The organism is uncultured Sphingomonas sp. (assembly GCF_913062585.1).
GTDB lineage: Bacteria > Pseudomonadota > Alphaproteobacteria > Sphingomonadales > Sphingomonadaceae > Sphingomonas.
The window spans coordinates 65887-79268 of sequence record NZ_CAJXWX010000018.1; the positions used below are offsets into that span (position 1 = coordinate 65887).

14 protein-coding genes and 1 other RNA gene are annotated in these 13382 nt (G+C 67.9%); 9 read left to right on the forward strand and 6 right to left on the reverse strand.

Going from position 1 to position 13382, the window contains the following annotated elements; genetic code table 11:
- Window positions 1-34: 34 nt before the first annotated feature.
- From QZ546_RS12690 to QZ546_RS12710, 5 genes are all read right to left on the reverse strand, one after another.
- Complete coding sequence (locus QZ546_RS12690) at window positions 35-400, reverse strand: response regulator (protein WP_294238055.1); 366 nt, start codon at window positions 398-400, stop codon at window positions 35-37.
- 81 nt (window positions 401-481) lie between these two features.
- A complete protein-coding gene (locus tag QZ546_RS12695; protein ID WP_294238057.1) occupies window positions 482-910 on the reverse strand; it encodes a chemotaxis protein CheW in 429 nt (142 codons plus the stop codon).
- Entirely contained in the window at window positions 910-3228 is a 2319-nt protein-coding gene (locus tag QZ546_RS12700; RefSeq protein WP_294238060.1) for an ATP-binding protein, read from the reverse strand. The genes QZ546_RS12695 and QZ546_RS12700 overlap by 1 nt, the downstream gene beginning before the upstream one ends.
- 60 nt (window positions 3229-3288) lie before the next feature.
- Window positions 3289-3933 (reverse strand): histidine phosphotransferase family protein, encoded by a 645-nt coding sequence (locus QZ546_RS12705; protein ID WP_294238063.1) that lies wholly within the window; start codon window positions 3931-3933, stop codon window positions 3289-3291.
- Window positions 3930-4382: a M67 family metallopeptidase gene (locus QZ546_RS12710; protein WP_294238066.1), complete on the reverse strand. Its 453-nt coding sequence runs from the start codon at window positions 4380-4382 to the stop codon at window positions 3930-3932. Before QZ546_RS12710 ends, QZ546_RS12705 begins: the two co-directional genes overlap by 4 nt.
- A gap of 18 nt (window positions 4383-4400) precedes the next feature.
- Between QZ546_RS12710 and QZ546_RS12715 the strand changes: the two genes are divergently transcribed.
- The 4 genes from QZ546_RS12715 to QZ546_RS12730 all read left to right on the forward strand — a co-directional run bounded on the left by QZ546_RS12715 (window position 4401) and on the right by QZ546_RS12730 (window position 7985).
- Window positions 4401-5348, forward strand: a complete 948-nt coding sequence (locus QZ546_RS12715; RefSeq protein WP_294238068.1) for an RluA family pseudouridine synthase — start codon at window positions 4401-4403, stop codon at window positions 5346-5348.
- A 68-nt stretch (window positions 5349-5416) separates the two neighbouring features.
- Entirely contained in the window at window positions 5417-6322 is a 906-nt protein-coding gene (rpoH, locus tag QZ546_RS12720; protein WP_007404166.1) for an RNA polymerase sigma factor RpoH, read from the forward strand.
- 2 nt (window positions 6323-6324) lie between these two features.
- Window positions 6325-7551: an NAD(P)/FAD-dependent oxidoreductase gene (locus tag QZ546_RS12725; protein WP_294238070.1), complete on the forward strand. Its 1227-nt coding sequence runs from the start codon at window positions 6325-6327 to the stop codon at window positions 7549-7551.
- Window positions 7551-7985 carry a GNAT family N-acetyltransferase gene (locus QZ546_RS12730; RefSeq protein ID WP_294238072.1) on the forward strand — a complete coding sequence of 145 codons (435 nt, stop codon included), beginning with the start codon at window positions 7551-7553 and terminating at the stop codon, window positions 7983-7985. Before QZ546_RS12725 ends, QZ546_RS12730 begins: the two co-directional genes overlap by 1 nt.
- Before the next feature lie 78 nt (window positions 7986-8063).
- On the opposite strand, the gene QZ546_RS12735 is transcribed toward QZ546_RS12730, so the two are convergent.
- Window positions 8064-8720: an alpha/beta hydrolase gene (locus QZ546_RS12735; RefSeq protein ID WP_007404127.1), complete on the reverse strand. Its 657-nt coding sequence runs from the start codon at window positions 8718-8720 to the stop codon at window positions 8064-8066.
- A 109-nt stretch (window positions 8721-8829) separates the two neighbouring features.
- Between QZ546_RS12735 and QZ546_RS12740 the strand changes: the two genes are divergently transcribed.
- The 5 genes from QZ546_RS12740 to ffs all read left to right on the forward strand — a co-directional run bounded on the left by QZ546_RS12740 (window position 8830) and on the right by ffs (window position 11807).
- Window positions 8830-9882 (forward strand): aminotransferase class V-fold PLP-dependent enzyme, encoded by a 1053-nt coding sequence (locus tag QZ546_RS12740; RefSeq protein ID WP_294238100.1) that lies wholly within the window; start codon window positions 8830-8832, stop codon window positions 9880-9882.
- Window positions 9879-10940: a cysteine desulfurase family protein gene (locus QZ546_RS12745; protein ID WP_294238074.1), complete on the forward strand. Its 1062-nt coding sequence runs from the start codon at window positions 9879-9881 to the stop codon at window positions 10938-10940. Before QZ546_RS12740 ends, QZ546_RS12745 begins: the two co-directional genes overlap by 4 nt.
- Entirely contained in the window at window positions 10937-11242 is a 306-nt protein-coding gene (locus tag QZ546_RS12750; RefSeq protein ID WP_294238076.1) for a 2Fe-2S iron-sulfur cluster-binding protein, read from the forward strand. Before QZ546_RS12745 ends, QZ546_RS12750 begins: the two co-directional genes overlap by 4 nt.
- Before the next feature lie 97 nt (window positions 11243-11339).
- Window positions 11340-11636: a hypothetical protein gene (locus QZ546_RS12755; RefSeq protein ID WP_294238079.1), complete on the forward strand. Its 297-nt coding sequence runs from the start codon at window positions 11340-11342 to the stop codon at window positions 11634-11636.
- 73 nt (window positions 11637-11709) lie between these two features.
- Window positions 11710-11807: signal recognition particle sRNA small type (gene ffs, locus QZ546_RS12760), an RNA gene on the forward strand.
- The last annotated feature ends 1575 nt before the right edge of the window (window positions 11808-13382 follow it).

A 13382-nucleotide genomic window follows, 5' to 3' on the forward strand; every position in this document is an offset into this window, starting at 1 on the left:
GATGCCGCGCCGGGACGCGCCGGACCGATGCCGCTCAGATCACGCCGACGAGCTGGAGCTTGCTTTCCAGCGTGTCGCGATCGAACGGCTTCATGATATATTCGTCGGCCCCCGCGTCGATCGCGGCACGGATATGCGCCATGCCGTTCTCGGTCGTGCAGAAGACGATGCGCGGGCGCGGGGCGACATTGGCCTCCCGCAGCGCGCGCAGGAAATCCATGCCGCTCATGACCGGCATGTTCCAGTCGAGCAGGATCACGTCGGGCACCGACTCCAGGCACGCTTCCAGCGCTTCGCGACCGTCACCGGCCTCGCGCACCTGAAGGTCCAGCGTTTCCAGAATATGGCGCGCGACCTTGCGGATCACCTTGGAGTCATCGACGACGAGACAGGTCTTCATTCGGCACGCCTTGTTTTACCGCGATCCCGGTGGGATCCAGGTTTCAACATAAGTGGCGAAGGTAACGGCGAAGTTAATCGGTCAGGCCGCCAGCGACACGGACGGCGGGACCAGTCGCGGCAGGTCGAGGATCAGCAACGGTTGGCCGTCGCGCACCACCATGCCGTCGGCCGCCAGCGCCCAGCGCCCGCTGCCGGACGGGACGTGCGGCAGCGGGCTGGTCTCGAACGTCTCGATATCGTCGAGCGCATCGACCAACATCGCATAATAATGGCCATCCTGAAGGGTGATGACCGCGCGCCGGACATGCGGCGGCATCGGCTCCAGCCCCAGCGCCAGCCGGGTATCGACGACGGTGATGACCCGGCTGCGCAACGCGGTCAGCCCGCGTACCGAGGGCGCGGCGCGCGGCACGGCGACGACTTCGCCGATATCGACGACCGAATCGACCTGGTCGGCGTCGAAGACGACACCCTGGCCGGCGATGCTGGCGATCAGGAACAGGGGCATTAGCGGCCTCCCCGGCGGGCATGACCGGCCAGGGCCGCGATCAGCGCGGGGCGGTCGTACCGATAGATGCTGTCGGGCGCGGAGGCCGCGTCCCGGTTGCGGCACAGACGGACCACCGGCGCGCGCGACCCGTTGTCCGACACCGCTTCGTCCGCCATCACCAGCCGGACGGCGGGTTCCTCGTCCCCGATCGGCTGAAGGACGCAGCGATAGCCATGCGCCTCCAGCACCGGGCGCAGGAACCGGTCCATCCAGGCCGCCCCCTGCCCGTCGAGCAGGCAGAGCGGCGCCGTGCCGACGCTCTCGATGCCGGTGTCGAGGAACAGCGTCAGCGGATCGAGGATCTCGATCGCCTGCCCGTTCCAGACGGTGATGCCCAGCACCGTCCCGCCGGGCGACGGCGCGATCTCGACGGGCAGCTGGATGATTTCCAGCGCGGTCGTCATGGCATAGGCGCATTCCGCATCGCCATCGGTCAGGCGAATGACCTCGATCCCAGGGCCTTTCAGCGCGTCGTCCAGCGCGACGGCATCGACATGATGCAGCGGTACGGTCGTATCGCCGACGATCAGCCGGACTTGCCCGCCCGAGCGGTGGACCGCCGATGCCCCGACCTTCTCGACCCGGTCGATCGCCGCCAGCGGCATGGTACGGTGGACGCCGTCCAGATCCTCGAACAGCAGGGCCGGATTGGTCGCCTCCTGCACCACCGCCTCTGTCGCGGCGATGACCTCCCGCTGGAAGCGAAGCCCCGCCGCCTGGGCGAGCCCCGCCCCGTCGAGCAGCAGCATGGGCAGCCCGCTGTCGGGCAGCGTCTGGCCGGCATAGAGCCCCGTCGACATGACTGCCGGCGCGGCGGGCTTGACCACCACCTCCTCGGTATCGAGCACGTCGTCGACACCCAAGGCATAGTCGCCGTCGCGGGTCGAGACGATGACGAGGTCGGACGGATCGCGCTGCCCCACCCCCAGGAACGGCCCGAGCGGCAGCAGCGGCAGGCGGCGACCACGCACCGTGGCGACGCGGATGTCGCCGACCGGGTCGATCCGTACCTGGTCGCCGCGCACCTTTACGATCTCCTCGATCGCCTGGCGCGCAATGGCGAAACGCTGGTTGCCGACCGCGACCACGATGGTCGACATGATCGACAGCGTCAGCGGCACATGGATGGTGATGGTCAGCCCCTTGCCGGGCCGGTTGTCGAGCGCGACACGGCCGCCGACATGCTCGATATTGGCGCGCACCACGTCCATGCCGACGCCGCGCCCCGACATGGTCGACACGGTGTCGCGGCTGGACAGGCCGGGCTCAAAGACCAGCTTCAACTTTTCGGCCTGGCTCATCATCGCGACCTCGGCGGCGGAGCGGACGTCGGTGGCGACCGCCTTGGCGGCGACGCGCGCGACGTCGATCCCGGCGCCGTCATCCTCGACCTCGATCAGGATCTGGTTGCCCGACTGGCGCGCGGTGACATGGATATGCCCCGTCGGCGACTTGCCCAGACGGCGGCGCTCGGCGGGGCTTTCGATACCATGGTCGATGGCGTTGCGGATGATGTGGACCAGCGGATCGCGCATCATCTCGATCATCTCGCGGTCGAGGTCGACGTCGGAACCCTCGATCTTCAGCGACACGGCCTTGCCCAGCTCGGCGGCGGTGTCGCGCACCATGCGGGGCAGTGCGGAGAACAGCCCGTCTACCTTCTGCATCCGGGTGCGGGTGACGGTATCGCGCATGTCCGCGACGGTCAGCGACAGCCGGTCGAGCGCCGCCTCGACCCGCGGATCGAGCACATCGTCGCGCAGGCGCCGGGCCAGTTCGTTGCGGGCGAGCACCATGTCAGACATGCCGCTCATCATCCGGTCGAGCAGATCGACGTTCAGTCGGATGCTGCGCGGTGCGGCGCGGGCGGTGGGCATGGGCCGGGGCGCCGGGACCACCACCGCCTCCTCGACACGCGAAACGGCGGCGATCAGCGCGGCGTCGTCGGAATCGTCCTCGGGTGTGCCCGCGTCGATCGCCTCGACGATCGCGCCGATCCGGTCGACGATCGCAAGTACCGCATCGACCAGCGCGGTATCGGGAATGCGCTGGTCGTCCCGCACGGCGGCCAGCGCATCCTCGGCGGCATGGCTGAGCCGCGCCAGGCGCGGCAGGTCCAGAAAGCCGCAACTGCCCTTCACGGTGTGGACGAAGCGGAAGATCGCATCCAGGCGGGTACGGTCGGCAGGGGTCGTTTCCCATGCGACGATCTCGCCGGACAGTGCCTCCAGCGTCTCACGGGTCTCGGCAATGAATTCCTGCAGCAGGTCGTCCATAAATCCCCGAGGGCGCGCCAATTCGCGCACCCTCTTGCCGCCACAAGATTAAAAGCTCGTTTACCCCGCGCGGATCGCCGCGCCCAGGATCATGGTGTTGGGTGCAGGCTCGGTGACCAGTGTCATGCCGCCATGTTCGGTGGTCAGGGTATGGACCAGAAAGGCGGGCGCGGTGCGCGAGCCCAGCGGCTCCGCCCCCTGTCCTTCCATCAGCGTGCGGCGGATTTCGGGGTCGAGCAGGATGCGCGGCCCCTCGATCCGGATCGCGATCTCGATCGCCTCGCGCCCCGCCTCGGCCCCGATGTCGATCGTGCCGCCGCGTGCCAGCGCCTCGGTGGCGATCAACGCCAGGTTGACCAGGATGCGCACCGCGGGCTTGGGCAGGCTGGGCTGCTCGACCAGCCAGCCCAGGGTCGTGCGGCGATTGTCGGCCAACAAGCCCTCGATCGCCGAACGGGCCTCGCTCATGTCGACCCGGTCGGCAAAGCCACCGCCCGCACCGAAGGCCAGGCGGAAGAATTTCAGCTTGTTGGCTGAGGCGCGGGCGCTGTCGGCCAGCAATTCCATGCACCGCTCGCGCATCGCCGGATCGGTCTCGTCGGCGAGCAACTCCAGTCCGTTGTTGAGCGCCCCCACCGGCGACAGAAGATCGTGGCACAGTCGCGAACATAACAGGCTCGCGAAATCCACCGGGCTGACGGTCATGCAAAATCCTTCGACGAATTTTTTCCTTGTGACGCAGGCGTCACGCCCGCGCAAGCAAGCGCGAGCGGATCGAACCGGCCATGACGCCGACCCGCCGCGACCGCGCGCCAGGCGGTGACCTGCCCGCCCCCGGCGATCAGCCAGATGCTGCCATCGGGCGCCGCGTCGGCGGCATCGCGGGGCGAGGGTTCGGCCAGGCCCGTGGGATGCGAATGATAATGGCCGATCACCGCCGCCCCGCCACTGCGCGCCGCCCGGTGTGCGGCGATCAGCGCGGCCGGGTCGATCTCGAACCGGTGCCAGGGCTCCGCCGCGACATTCGCGCAAGGGCTTGCCGTGACGATGAAATTTTCACTGCCCAGCAGCAGCCCGCACACCTCGCGATCCGGTGACGCGGCGGCGGCGGCGCGAATGAAGTCCAGCGTATCGCTTGAAATCGTTACGGTCATGCCCAAATGGGGTAGCCTATGGACCGGGGGGTTTCCATCATCGATGCGCGGATCGCGCCCACAGCGGACGGCTGGCGGTTGGACCGCGCGCTGGCCGATGCGGTGCCGACCCTGTCGCGCGAACGGCTGAAGGTGCTGATCGCCAGCGGCGCGGTGACGCGCGACGGCGTGATGGCGCGCGACCCCGCCAAGCGTGCGGGCGCAGGCGATCTGTTCCGGGTCGCCGTGCCCGCGCCCACGCCCGCCCATAACGAGGCGCAGGATATCCCGCTTGTCATCGCTTACGAAGACGAGCACCTCATCGTGATCGACAAGCCCGCCGGGCTGGTCGTGCATCCGGCGGCGGGCAATCTCGACGGCACGCTGGTCAACGCACTGCTCCATCATTGCGGCGGGTCGCTGTCGGGCATCGGCGGCGTCGCGCGGCCGGGGATCGTCCACCGGATCGACAAGGATACCTCCGGCCTGATGGTCGCTGCCAAGACCGATCGCACGCATGAGGGGCTGGCCAAGCAGTTCGCCGCGCACTCCATCGAGCGCCGCTACCGCGCGATCACCGGGGGCATTCCCCGCCCGGCCGACGGCAGCGTGGACGCACCGCTGGCGCGCAGTCCGCAGAACCGCAAGAAGGTGGCGATCGTGCAGGGCGGCAAGCGTGCCGTGACCCATTATCGCACCATCGAGAAGCTGAACAACGCCGCCCTGGTCGAATGCCGGTTGGAGACGGGCCGCACGCATCAGGTGCGCGTGCATATGCAGTCGCTGGGTCACGCCTTGCTGGGCGATCCGGTTTATGGTAGAACAAAGGGTGCTCAGAAAGCCCTGCTCGATGAACTCGAATTCCGGCGCCAAGCCCTGCACGCGGCGCATCTGGGGTTTATTCATCCCATAAGTGGTAACGCTTTGGCGTTTGAGAGCCCGATGCCCGCCGATATGCAGGAACTGTTCAGTCGGCTTCACGTATAGCAGAAGACCGCCTTGCCCCGGACGACGAGGCGAAACGGAATGACGCTCCAGAAAGGGAGATAAGGATCATGGCAAAAGGCAGCAACGTCCCGGCGACGATTCCTGCGCTCGGCGGGGAGCAATCGCTCAACCGCTATCTGGCCGAGATCAAGAAATTCCCGATCCTTGCTCCGGAGCAGGAATATATGCTCGCCAAGCGCTTCCAGGAGCATGGCGACCCCGAGGCGGCGGCGCAGCTCGTCACCTCGCACCTGCGTCTCGTGGCGAAGATCGCGATGGGTTATCGCGGCTATGGCCTGCCCACCTCCGAACTGATCTCGGAGGGCAATATCGGCCTGATGCAGGGCGTGAAGAAGTTCGAGCCCGATCGCGGCTTCCGCTTGGCCACCTATGCGATGTGGTGGATCCGCGCCTCGATCCAGGAATATATTCTGCGCTCGTGGAGCCTGGTGAAGATGGGCACCACGGCGGCGCAGAAGAAGCTGTTCTTCAACCTGCGCCGGATGAAGTCCAAGCTCGACGCGTTCGAGGATGGCGACCTGCGTCCCGAGGACGTGACCAAGATCGCCACCGATCTGGGCGTCAACGAGGACGAGGTCATCAGCATGAACCGCCGCATGGCGATGGGGGGCGATACCTCGCTCAACGTCTCGATGCGCGAGGATGGCGAGGGCCAGTGGCAGGACTGGCTGGCCGATGACGCGCCGCTCCAGGACTCGGTCGTCGCCGAGCAGCAGGAGGCGGATGTCCGCCACGACATGCTGGTCAGCGCGATGGACGACCTGAACGACCGCGAGAAGCACATCCTGACCGAGCGTCGCCTGACCGACGATCCCAAGACGCTGGAAGAACTGAGCCAGGTTTACGGCGTCAGCCGCGAGCGCGTCCGCCAGATCGAGGTGCGCGCGTTCGAGAAGCTGCAAAAGGCGATGATGCGCATCGCCGGCGAAAAGCGGCTGCTGGCGGCCGCCTGAGCATGACCGGCCGCACCGTCGTCATCGGCGGCGGCGCGGCCGGGATCGCGGCGGCGCGGACGCTGCACGATTCGGGGCGCGAGGTCCTGCTGATCGAGGCGGCGGAGCGGCTTGGCGGGCGGGCGCATAGTGTGCGGCTGCCGACTGGCCATGTCGTGGATCATGGCTGTGGATGGCTTCATTCCGCCAAGCGCAATCCTTGGACCGCCATCGCCGAGCAGGCCGGCTTCAACATCGACCGCCGCTCGCCCAACTGGCAGGTTCAGTGGAACGACCTGGGCTTTCCCCCCGACGAAAAGCGCGCCTCGGGCGAGGCTTATGCCCGGTTCGAGGAGGCGGCCATGGCCGCACTAGACGGGCCTGATCGACCGTTATCCGACTTTGTCGACGCTCATGATCCCTGGCGGCCGATGATCGATGCGATTTCGGGCTATGCGAATGGCGCGTCGCTCGCCGAAGTGTCGCTGCACGACTGGGCGGCCTATGAGAATGCCGCGGCCGACGACAATTGGGCGGTGGTCAAAGGCTATGGCACGGTCGTCGTCAACCACGCCGCCGGGCTGGCCGTCCGTACCGGCGTGACGGCCACGCGCATCGACCATCGCGGCAAGACGATCCGTATCGACACCTCCGCCGGGACGATCGAGGCGGACCACGTCATCGTCGCCGTCCCCACCACGGTGCTGGCGGAAGGCAGGCTGACTTTCGACCCACCTTTGCCCGCCAAGCAGGACGCCGCCGCCGCGCTGCCGCTCGGCATTGCCGACAAGGTCTTCCTGTCGGTCGAAGGCCCCCTGCCCTGGCCCGCCCATGCCCACCTGACCGGCAATCCGCACAGCGCCTGCACCGCCAGCCACCGGCTGTCGCCATTCGGCTGGCCGATCGTCGAAAGCTTCTTCGGCGGCCCCTGCGCCGAAATGCTGGAGGCAGACGGCGCGGCCGCAGCCTTCGCGATCGACGAACTGGTGGCACTGTTGGGCAGCGACTGGCGCGCGCGATTTACACCACTGGCCACGACCCGCTGGCGGCATGTGCCCCTGATCGGCGGCAGCTATAGCCATGCGCAGGTCGGTCACGCCGGAGCCCGCCAGCAACTTGCCCAGCCGGTCGACGGTCGCCTGTTCTTCGCAGGGGAAGCCTGCTCGCGCGCGGATTTCTCGACCGCGCACGGCGCCTATGAGACGGGGCTTGCGGCGGCACACGCCCTGACGCAACAGTCCAAAGAGTAATGAAGCTACCCGATCTTCCCGCTGGCTATGCGTGGCGCCAGGCGCCCCCCGGTGTCGCCGATTATCTTCGGCTTCGACAGATCGCCGGCCTCACCCCGCGAAGCGCAAAGGCGGCCGAGGCCGGCCTGCCGAACACGATCTACGGCGTGACGATCGAGAAGGATGGTCTGGCGGTCGGCATGGGACGGATCATCGGCGATGGCGCGCTGTGCCTGCATATCGCCGATATCGCGGTCGACCCCGATCATCAGGGGCGCGGGCTGGGCAAGGCGGTCATGGCCGCACTGATGGCCCATATCGCGGCGCATGTGCCCGCCGAGGTCTATGTCAACCTGATCGCGGACGGGGACGCCGCGCGGCTCTACGCGCAATTCGGCTTCGAGCCGGTCGCCCCCGCGTCGCAGGGTATGGCGGTCTGGATCAACCCGGCGTAACGCCTCGAAGCGAACGGTATCCTGACGGCCCGCCATGAAAAAAAGCCCCGGCTTTCGCCGAGGCCCTTATCATTCTCCTCACCGGATCGGCGAGTTCGGGTCCAGTCGCATGTCCAGATAGCGGTCCACCGAGCCCATCAGTTCGGGCATCTCATGCTCGAAGAAGTGGTTGGCCTTCGGGATGGTGTCGTGATGGATGGTGATGTGCTTCTGGGTGCGCAGCTTGTCGACCAGCTTCTGGGTCGCCGCCGGGGTCGCGACCTCATCGGCCTCGCCCTGGATGATGATGCCCGAGGAGGGGCACGGCGCCAGGAAGGTGAAGTCGTACATATTGGCGGGCGGCGCGACCGAGATGAAGCCGCGGATTTCCGGGCGGCGCATCAGCAACTGCATCCCGATCCAGGCACCGAAGCTGACGCCCGCGATCCAGGTGGTCGAGGCTTCGGGGTGGAAGCTCTGCACCCAGTCGAGCGCCGAGGCCGCGTCGGACAGTTCGCCGATGCCGTTGTCGAACGTGCCCTGGCTCTTGCCGACGCCGCGGAAGTTGAAGCGCAGCGTGGCGAAACCGCGCCGCTGGAAGGTCTTGTAGAGTTCCTGGACGATGCGGTTGTTCATCGTGCCGCCCGCATTGGGATGCGGATGCAGGATCATCGCGACGGGCGCGCGCGGACGGGGAGCGGGCGCGAAACGGCCTTCGAGACGGCCCTCGGGGCCGGGGAAAATGACTTCGGGCATCAAAACTCGCCGATCTGGATCGCGCTGGTGGAGCGCCGGGAACCTTGCGCTATATAGGCGGCAAGCGGTTTTCCGCAATTGTTCGATCATTTCAGCCAGAGAACGAACCCTGTCCCGTCTATACCTCGATCACGCCGCGACGACCCCGATGACCCAAGCGGCGCGGGCCGCCCTGGCCGAAGGTTGCGCGATCTGGGCCAACCCCTCCTCGCCCCATGCGGAGGGTCGCGCCGCCAAGCGCGCGCTGGAGGATGCCCGCGTGGCCATCGCCCGGTCGCTGGGTTGGAACCATGATATCCTGTTCACCAGCGGTGCCAGCGAGTCGCTGTCGATCGCGCTGACCCGTGCGATGGCCGAGCGGCGCTTCGTCGGGGCGATCGACCATGACGCGGTCCTGCGCGCCGCGCCGGATGCGATCGTGATGCCGGTGGGCCCCGAAGGCGTGCTGCGCCTCCCCGAGCTGAGCGGCCCGCGCAGCATCGTGACGGTGCAATGGGCGAACAGCGAAACCGGCGTCCGCCAGCCCATCGCCAAGCTGGCCGAGGCGATCCATGCCGCCGGGCATATCCTGCTGGTCGATGCCGCGCAGATGCCCGCCGGTGCCGATCCCGAGGTAATCGAACATGCCGATCTGGTCGCCCTGTCGGCGCACAAGCGTGGCGGGCCGCCGGGGATCGGCGCGCTGCTGGTCCGCGACCTGACGTTGCTGGCGCCGACCGGCGGGCAGGAGCGCGGCTATCGGCCGGGCACCGAGAATATGCCGGGCGTGCTGGGCTATGCCGCCGCGCTCGCCGAGCCGGAACCGGACCATGCCGAGCTTCGTGCCCATCTGGACGATGCGATCCGCCGCTCGGGCGGGATCGTCGTCGCCGATGCCAGCCTCCGCCATCCCGCCATCGCCAGCTATCATATGCCCGGCAAGCCCTCTGCGGCGCAGCTGATCCAGTTCGATCTAGCGCAGATTTCGGTCTCGGCGGGCAGCGCCTGTGCGAGCGGCAGCCTGAAGCCCAGCCATGTCCTCGCCGCCCTCGGCTGGAGCGTCGAGGCGGGGCGCGAGGTCGTGCGGGTCAGCTTCGGACGCACCACGACGCACGAGGATGTCGACCGTTTCATTACCGCCTGGCGTGCCATCGCGCGCGGCAAGCGGGTGGAGGCGGCATGATCTATCTCGACTACCAGGCGACGACCCCGCTCGCCCCCGAGGCACTGAAGGCGATGCTGCCCTGGCTGGAGCAGGGACATGCCAATCCCCATTCGCCGCACCGTGCGGGGCGACAGGCGCGCGCGGCGGTCGAAGTGGCGCGGGATCAGGTCGCGGCGCTGCTGCCTTCTGGCGGCCGGGTCGTCTTCACCAGCGGCGCGACCGAGGCGCTCAACTGGGCCATCAAGGGCGCCACCGGCGGCATCACGACGACCGCGATCGAACATGCGGCCGTGCTCGATTCCGCGCGGGCGACCGGACGACCGCTGACCGTCCTGCCGGTCGATCGCGAAGGGGTGGTCGCGCCCCAGCCCGTTGCGGCGGGGACCGGGCTGGTCGCCGCGATGCTGGTCAACAACGAGGTCGGCACAGTCCAGCCCATCGCCGCGCTGGCCGACGCCGCGCACCGGGCGGGCGCGTGGATGCTGTGCGACGCGGTGCAGGGCTATGGCCGAATCCCCCTGCCCGACACGATCGATCTGGTCGCGATTTCGGCGCATAAGATTTACGGGCCCAAGGGCATCGGCGCACTCTGGATCCGCGACGGCATCACTTTGCCCCCGCTGCTGCATGGCGGCGATCAGGAGGGTGGACGATCGGGCACACTCAGCCCCGCGCTCTGCGCCGGGTTCGGCGCGGCGGCCCGGCTGATGGCTAGCCAGGCCGATGCGGATGCGGCGCATGTCGAGCGGCTATGGTCGCGGGCGATCGAGCGGCTGGGTCCGGGCTGGACGCTCAACGGATCGGCCGAGCGGCGCTATCGCGGCAATCTGAACGTCCGGCGCGAAGGGCTGGATGTGGCGCGGCTGATGTCCGACTGCCGCGACATCGCCTTTTCGGCCGGGAGCGCCTGCGCCAGTGGCTCGGGACGGCCCAGCCATGTGCTGACTGCGCTCGGCCTGAGCGATCGCGAGGCCAAATCCTCGATCCGGATCGGCTTTGGACGCTACACGACGGAGGCCGAACTGGTCGAAGCGATCGACCGGATCGACATGGCCGCAAAAGCGCAAAAGCCATGATCGCGCTGCGCTTCCAGGCCGCCAATGGCGCGATCACCACGGCGGAGGCCCAGCCGGGCGAGACGCTGCTCCGCGTCGGCCAGCGCGCAGGCCAACCGCTGGAGGGCACCTGCGGCGGACAGATGGCCTGCGCGACCTGCCATGTCCTGATCGACCCGGCCTATCTCGACCATCTCCCCGCCCCCTCGGCGGAGGAGGAAGACATGCTGGACCTCGTTCCCGACGCCACCCGCTCCAGCCGCCTCGCCTGCCAGATCGTGATGACCGAACGGCTGGGGAACATGGTCGTCCGTCTTCCATGAACCTTTGATAACAAAGGGGTTCAGGGTTCGATCATCGGCGATTCGCCATTCTTCTCCCATGCTCGCCGAGAGGCGGGATTTTCGGGAGTAAAGCGTCATGAAACTTCTTGCTGTCGTCAGCGCCGGTCTGATCGCCGTGTCGGGTATCGCCGTCGCCGCCCCTGCCGAAGCGGCTCCGCACGACCGCTGGGGCCGTGGCCCCGGCTGGGATCGCGGGCCCGGCTGGCACCATCGGGGTCCGGGTTGGGATCGCGGTCCCGGCTGGCACCGTGGGCCGCGCTGGGATCGTGGTCCCGGCTGGCGGGGTCATGGCTATGGCCGTCCGCGCGTGACCTGTCGCTGGGTGCGCACCTGGAACGGGCCGCAGCGCCAGTGTTTCAATGCCTATCGTTGATACGATCGTTCGTCGCGGGACGGGGCCGTGGGATAAGGACTTGATCCCCCGGCTCCGCTTCGCCATATGCGCGACCGGGAGTCGGGCGGACGTGGTCGTCGCCAACCCGGTCAGGTCCTGACGGAAGCAGCCGTAACGATTTCGCTGCGGGTCGTTCCGGCTCCCACCCTCCGCAAATTTTGGCCGCATCGGCATCCTTGTTTCGGCCCACCCCGGCGGAGGCCGGGGTCGAGTTGCTGTGCGGATGCGATGGCGGTCTGCGCAACCGCAAAGCGCTACCCGGCTGCCCCACGGCCTTCGCCGGGGTGGTATGACAAGAGACGGATCGCTTCACGATTTGACCTGACGGCGCGCGCCCGAGCGCCTATGCTGGGCGGCGATGATTTCCTTCCCCCCGACTTTTCCGGCCCGTCATGGCTGATTCGTTCGACCTGGGCGAACCGCCCCAACCTGTCCAGACGCCTGCAAAGGCCGAAGCCTACCGCGTCCTCGCGCGCAAATACCGGCCGCAGACGTTCGACGCGCTGATCGGGCAGGATGCGATGGTCCAGACGCTGGGCAACGCGATCAAGCGCGACCGGCTGGCCCATGCGTTCCTGATGACCGGCGTGCGCGGGGTCGGCAAGACCTCGACCGCGCGGCTGATCGCCAAGGCGCTGAACTGCGTCGGTCCCGACGGTAATGGCGGCCCGACGATTTCCCCTTGCGGCGTGTGCGAGCCCTGTCGCGCCATCGCCGAGGGCCGCCATATCGACGTGATCGAGATGGACGCCGCCAGCCATACCGGCGTCGACGACGTGCGCGAGATCATCGAGGCGTCGCGCTATGCCGCCGTCTCCGCGCGCTTCAAGATCTACATCGTCGACGAAGTCCACATGCTGTCCAAGAACGCCTTCAACGCGCTGTTGAAGACGCTGGAGGAGCCGCCCGCGCATGTGAAGTTCCTGTTCGCCACCACCGAGGTGAACAAGGTCCCGATCACCGTCCTGTCGCGCTGCCAGCGATTCGACCTACGGCGGATCACGGCCGACAAGCTCGCCGACCATTTTGCGAAGATCTGCAAGCTGGAGAACGTCACCGCCGAGGACGAAGCGCTGATGCTGGTCGCGCGCGCGGCGGAAGGCTCCGCGCGCGACGGCCTGTCGATCCTGGACCAGGCAATCGCCCATGCCGATCTGGAGGGCGGTGGCGTCACCGCAGCCGCCGTTCGCGAGATGCTGGGTCTGTCCGATCGCGGCGCGGTGCGCGACCTGCTGGGGCTGGTGCTGAGCGGCGACGGCGCGGGGGCGCTGGCGTCGCTGCGGCGGCAATATGATTATGGCGTCGACCCGCAATCGGTCCTGCGTTCGCTGCTGGAGACGGTCCACGGCATTACCCTGACCAAGGTCGGCACGCCCCCCGACGCCGCCCAGCCGCTGGAGGAGCGCGCCGCCCGCGAGGAATGGGCGGGAGCGCTCAGCTTCCCCGCACTGCACCGGCTATGGCAGCTGTTCCTGAAGGGCCATGACGAGGTCGCCCGCGCGGCCCTGCCGATCGAGGCGGCGGAGATGGCGCTGCTGCGCACGATCCATGCCTCGACCCTGCCCGATCCGGGTGAGCTGGCACGGCAGATCCGCGACGGTGGCGTGTCAGCGCCCAGCGCCCCGGCGATCACGCAGGCGGCGGCACCCGCTGCGGCTCCCGCCGCCATCGCCCCTGTCTCTTATACACATCTCCGAGCCCACGAGACCGTACTAGATCTCGTAT

Excerpts from the sequence above, each read along its gene's own strand:
- QZ546_RS12735 (WP_007404127.1), bottom strand. The coding sequence starts at position 8,720 with ATGCCCGAAGTCATTTTCCCCGGCCCCGAGGGCCGTCTCGAAGGCCGT.
- QZ546_RS12725 (WP_294238070.1), top strand. The coding sequence starts at position 6,325 with ATGACCGGCCGCACCGTCGTCATCGGCGGCGGCGCGGCCGGGATCGCG.
- QZ546_RS12755 (WP_294238079.1), top strand. The coding sequence starts at position 11,340 with ATGAAACTTCTTGCTGTCGTCAGCGCCGGTCTGATCGCCGTGTCGGGT.
- rpoH (WP_007404166.1), top strand. The coding sequence starts at position 5,417 with ATGGCAAAAGGCAGCAACGTCCCGGCGACGATTCCTGCGCTCGGCGGG.
- QZ546_RS12700 (WP_294238060.1), bottom strand. The coding sequence starts at position 3,228 with ATGGACGACCTGCTGCAGGAATTCATTGCCGAGACCCGTGAGACGCTG.
- QZ546_RS12715 (WP_294238068.1), top strand. The coding sequence starts at position 4,401 with ATGGACCGGGGGGTTTCCATCATCGATGCGCGGATCGCGCCCACAGCG.
- QZ546_RS12750 (WP_294238076.1), top strand. The coding sequence starts at position 10,937 with ATGATCGCGCTGCGCTTCCAGGCCGCCAATGGCGCGATCACCACGGCG.
- QZ546_RS12705 (WP_294238063.1), bottom strand. The coding sequence starts at position 3,933 with ATGACCGTCAGCCCGGTGGATTTCGCGAGCCTGTTATGTTCGCGACTG.
- QZ546_RS12690 (WP_294238055.1), bottom strand. The coding sequence starts at position 400 with ATGAAGACCTGTCTCGTCGTCGATGACTCCAAGGTGATCCGCAAGGTC.
- QZ546_RS12730 (WP_294238072.1), top strand. The coding sequence starts at position 7,551 with ATGAAGCTACCCGATCTTCCCGCTGGCTATGCGTGGCGCCAGGCGCCC.
- QZ546_RS12695 (WP_294238057.1), bottom strand. The coding sequence starts at position 910 with ATGCCCCTGTTCCTGATCGCCAGCATCGCCGGCCAGGGTGTCGTCTTC.
- QZ546_RS12710 (WP_294238066.1), bottom strand. The coding sequence starts at position 4,382 with ATGACCGTAACGATTTCAAGCGATACGCTGGACTTCATTCGCGCCGCC.
- QZ546_RS12745 (WP_294238074.1), top strand. The coding sequence starts at position 9,879 with ATGATCTATCTCGACTACCAGGCGACGACCCCGCTCGCCCCCGAGGCA.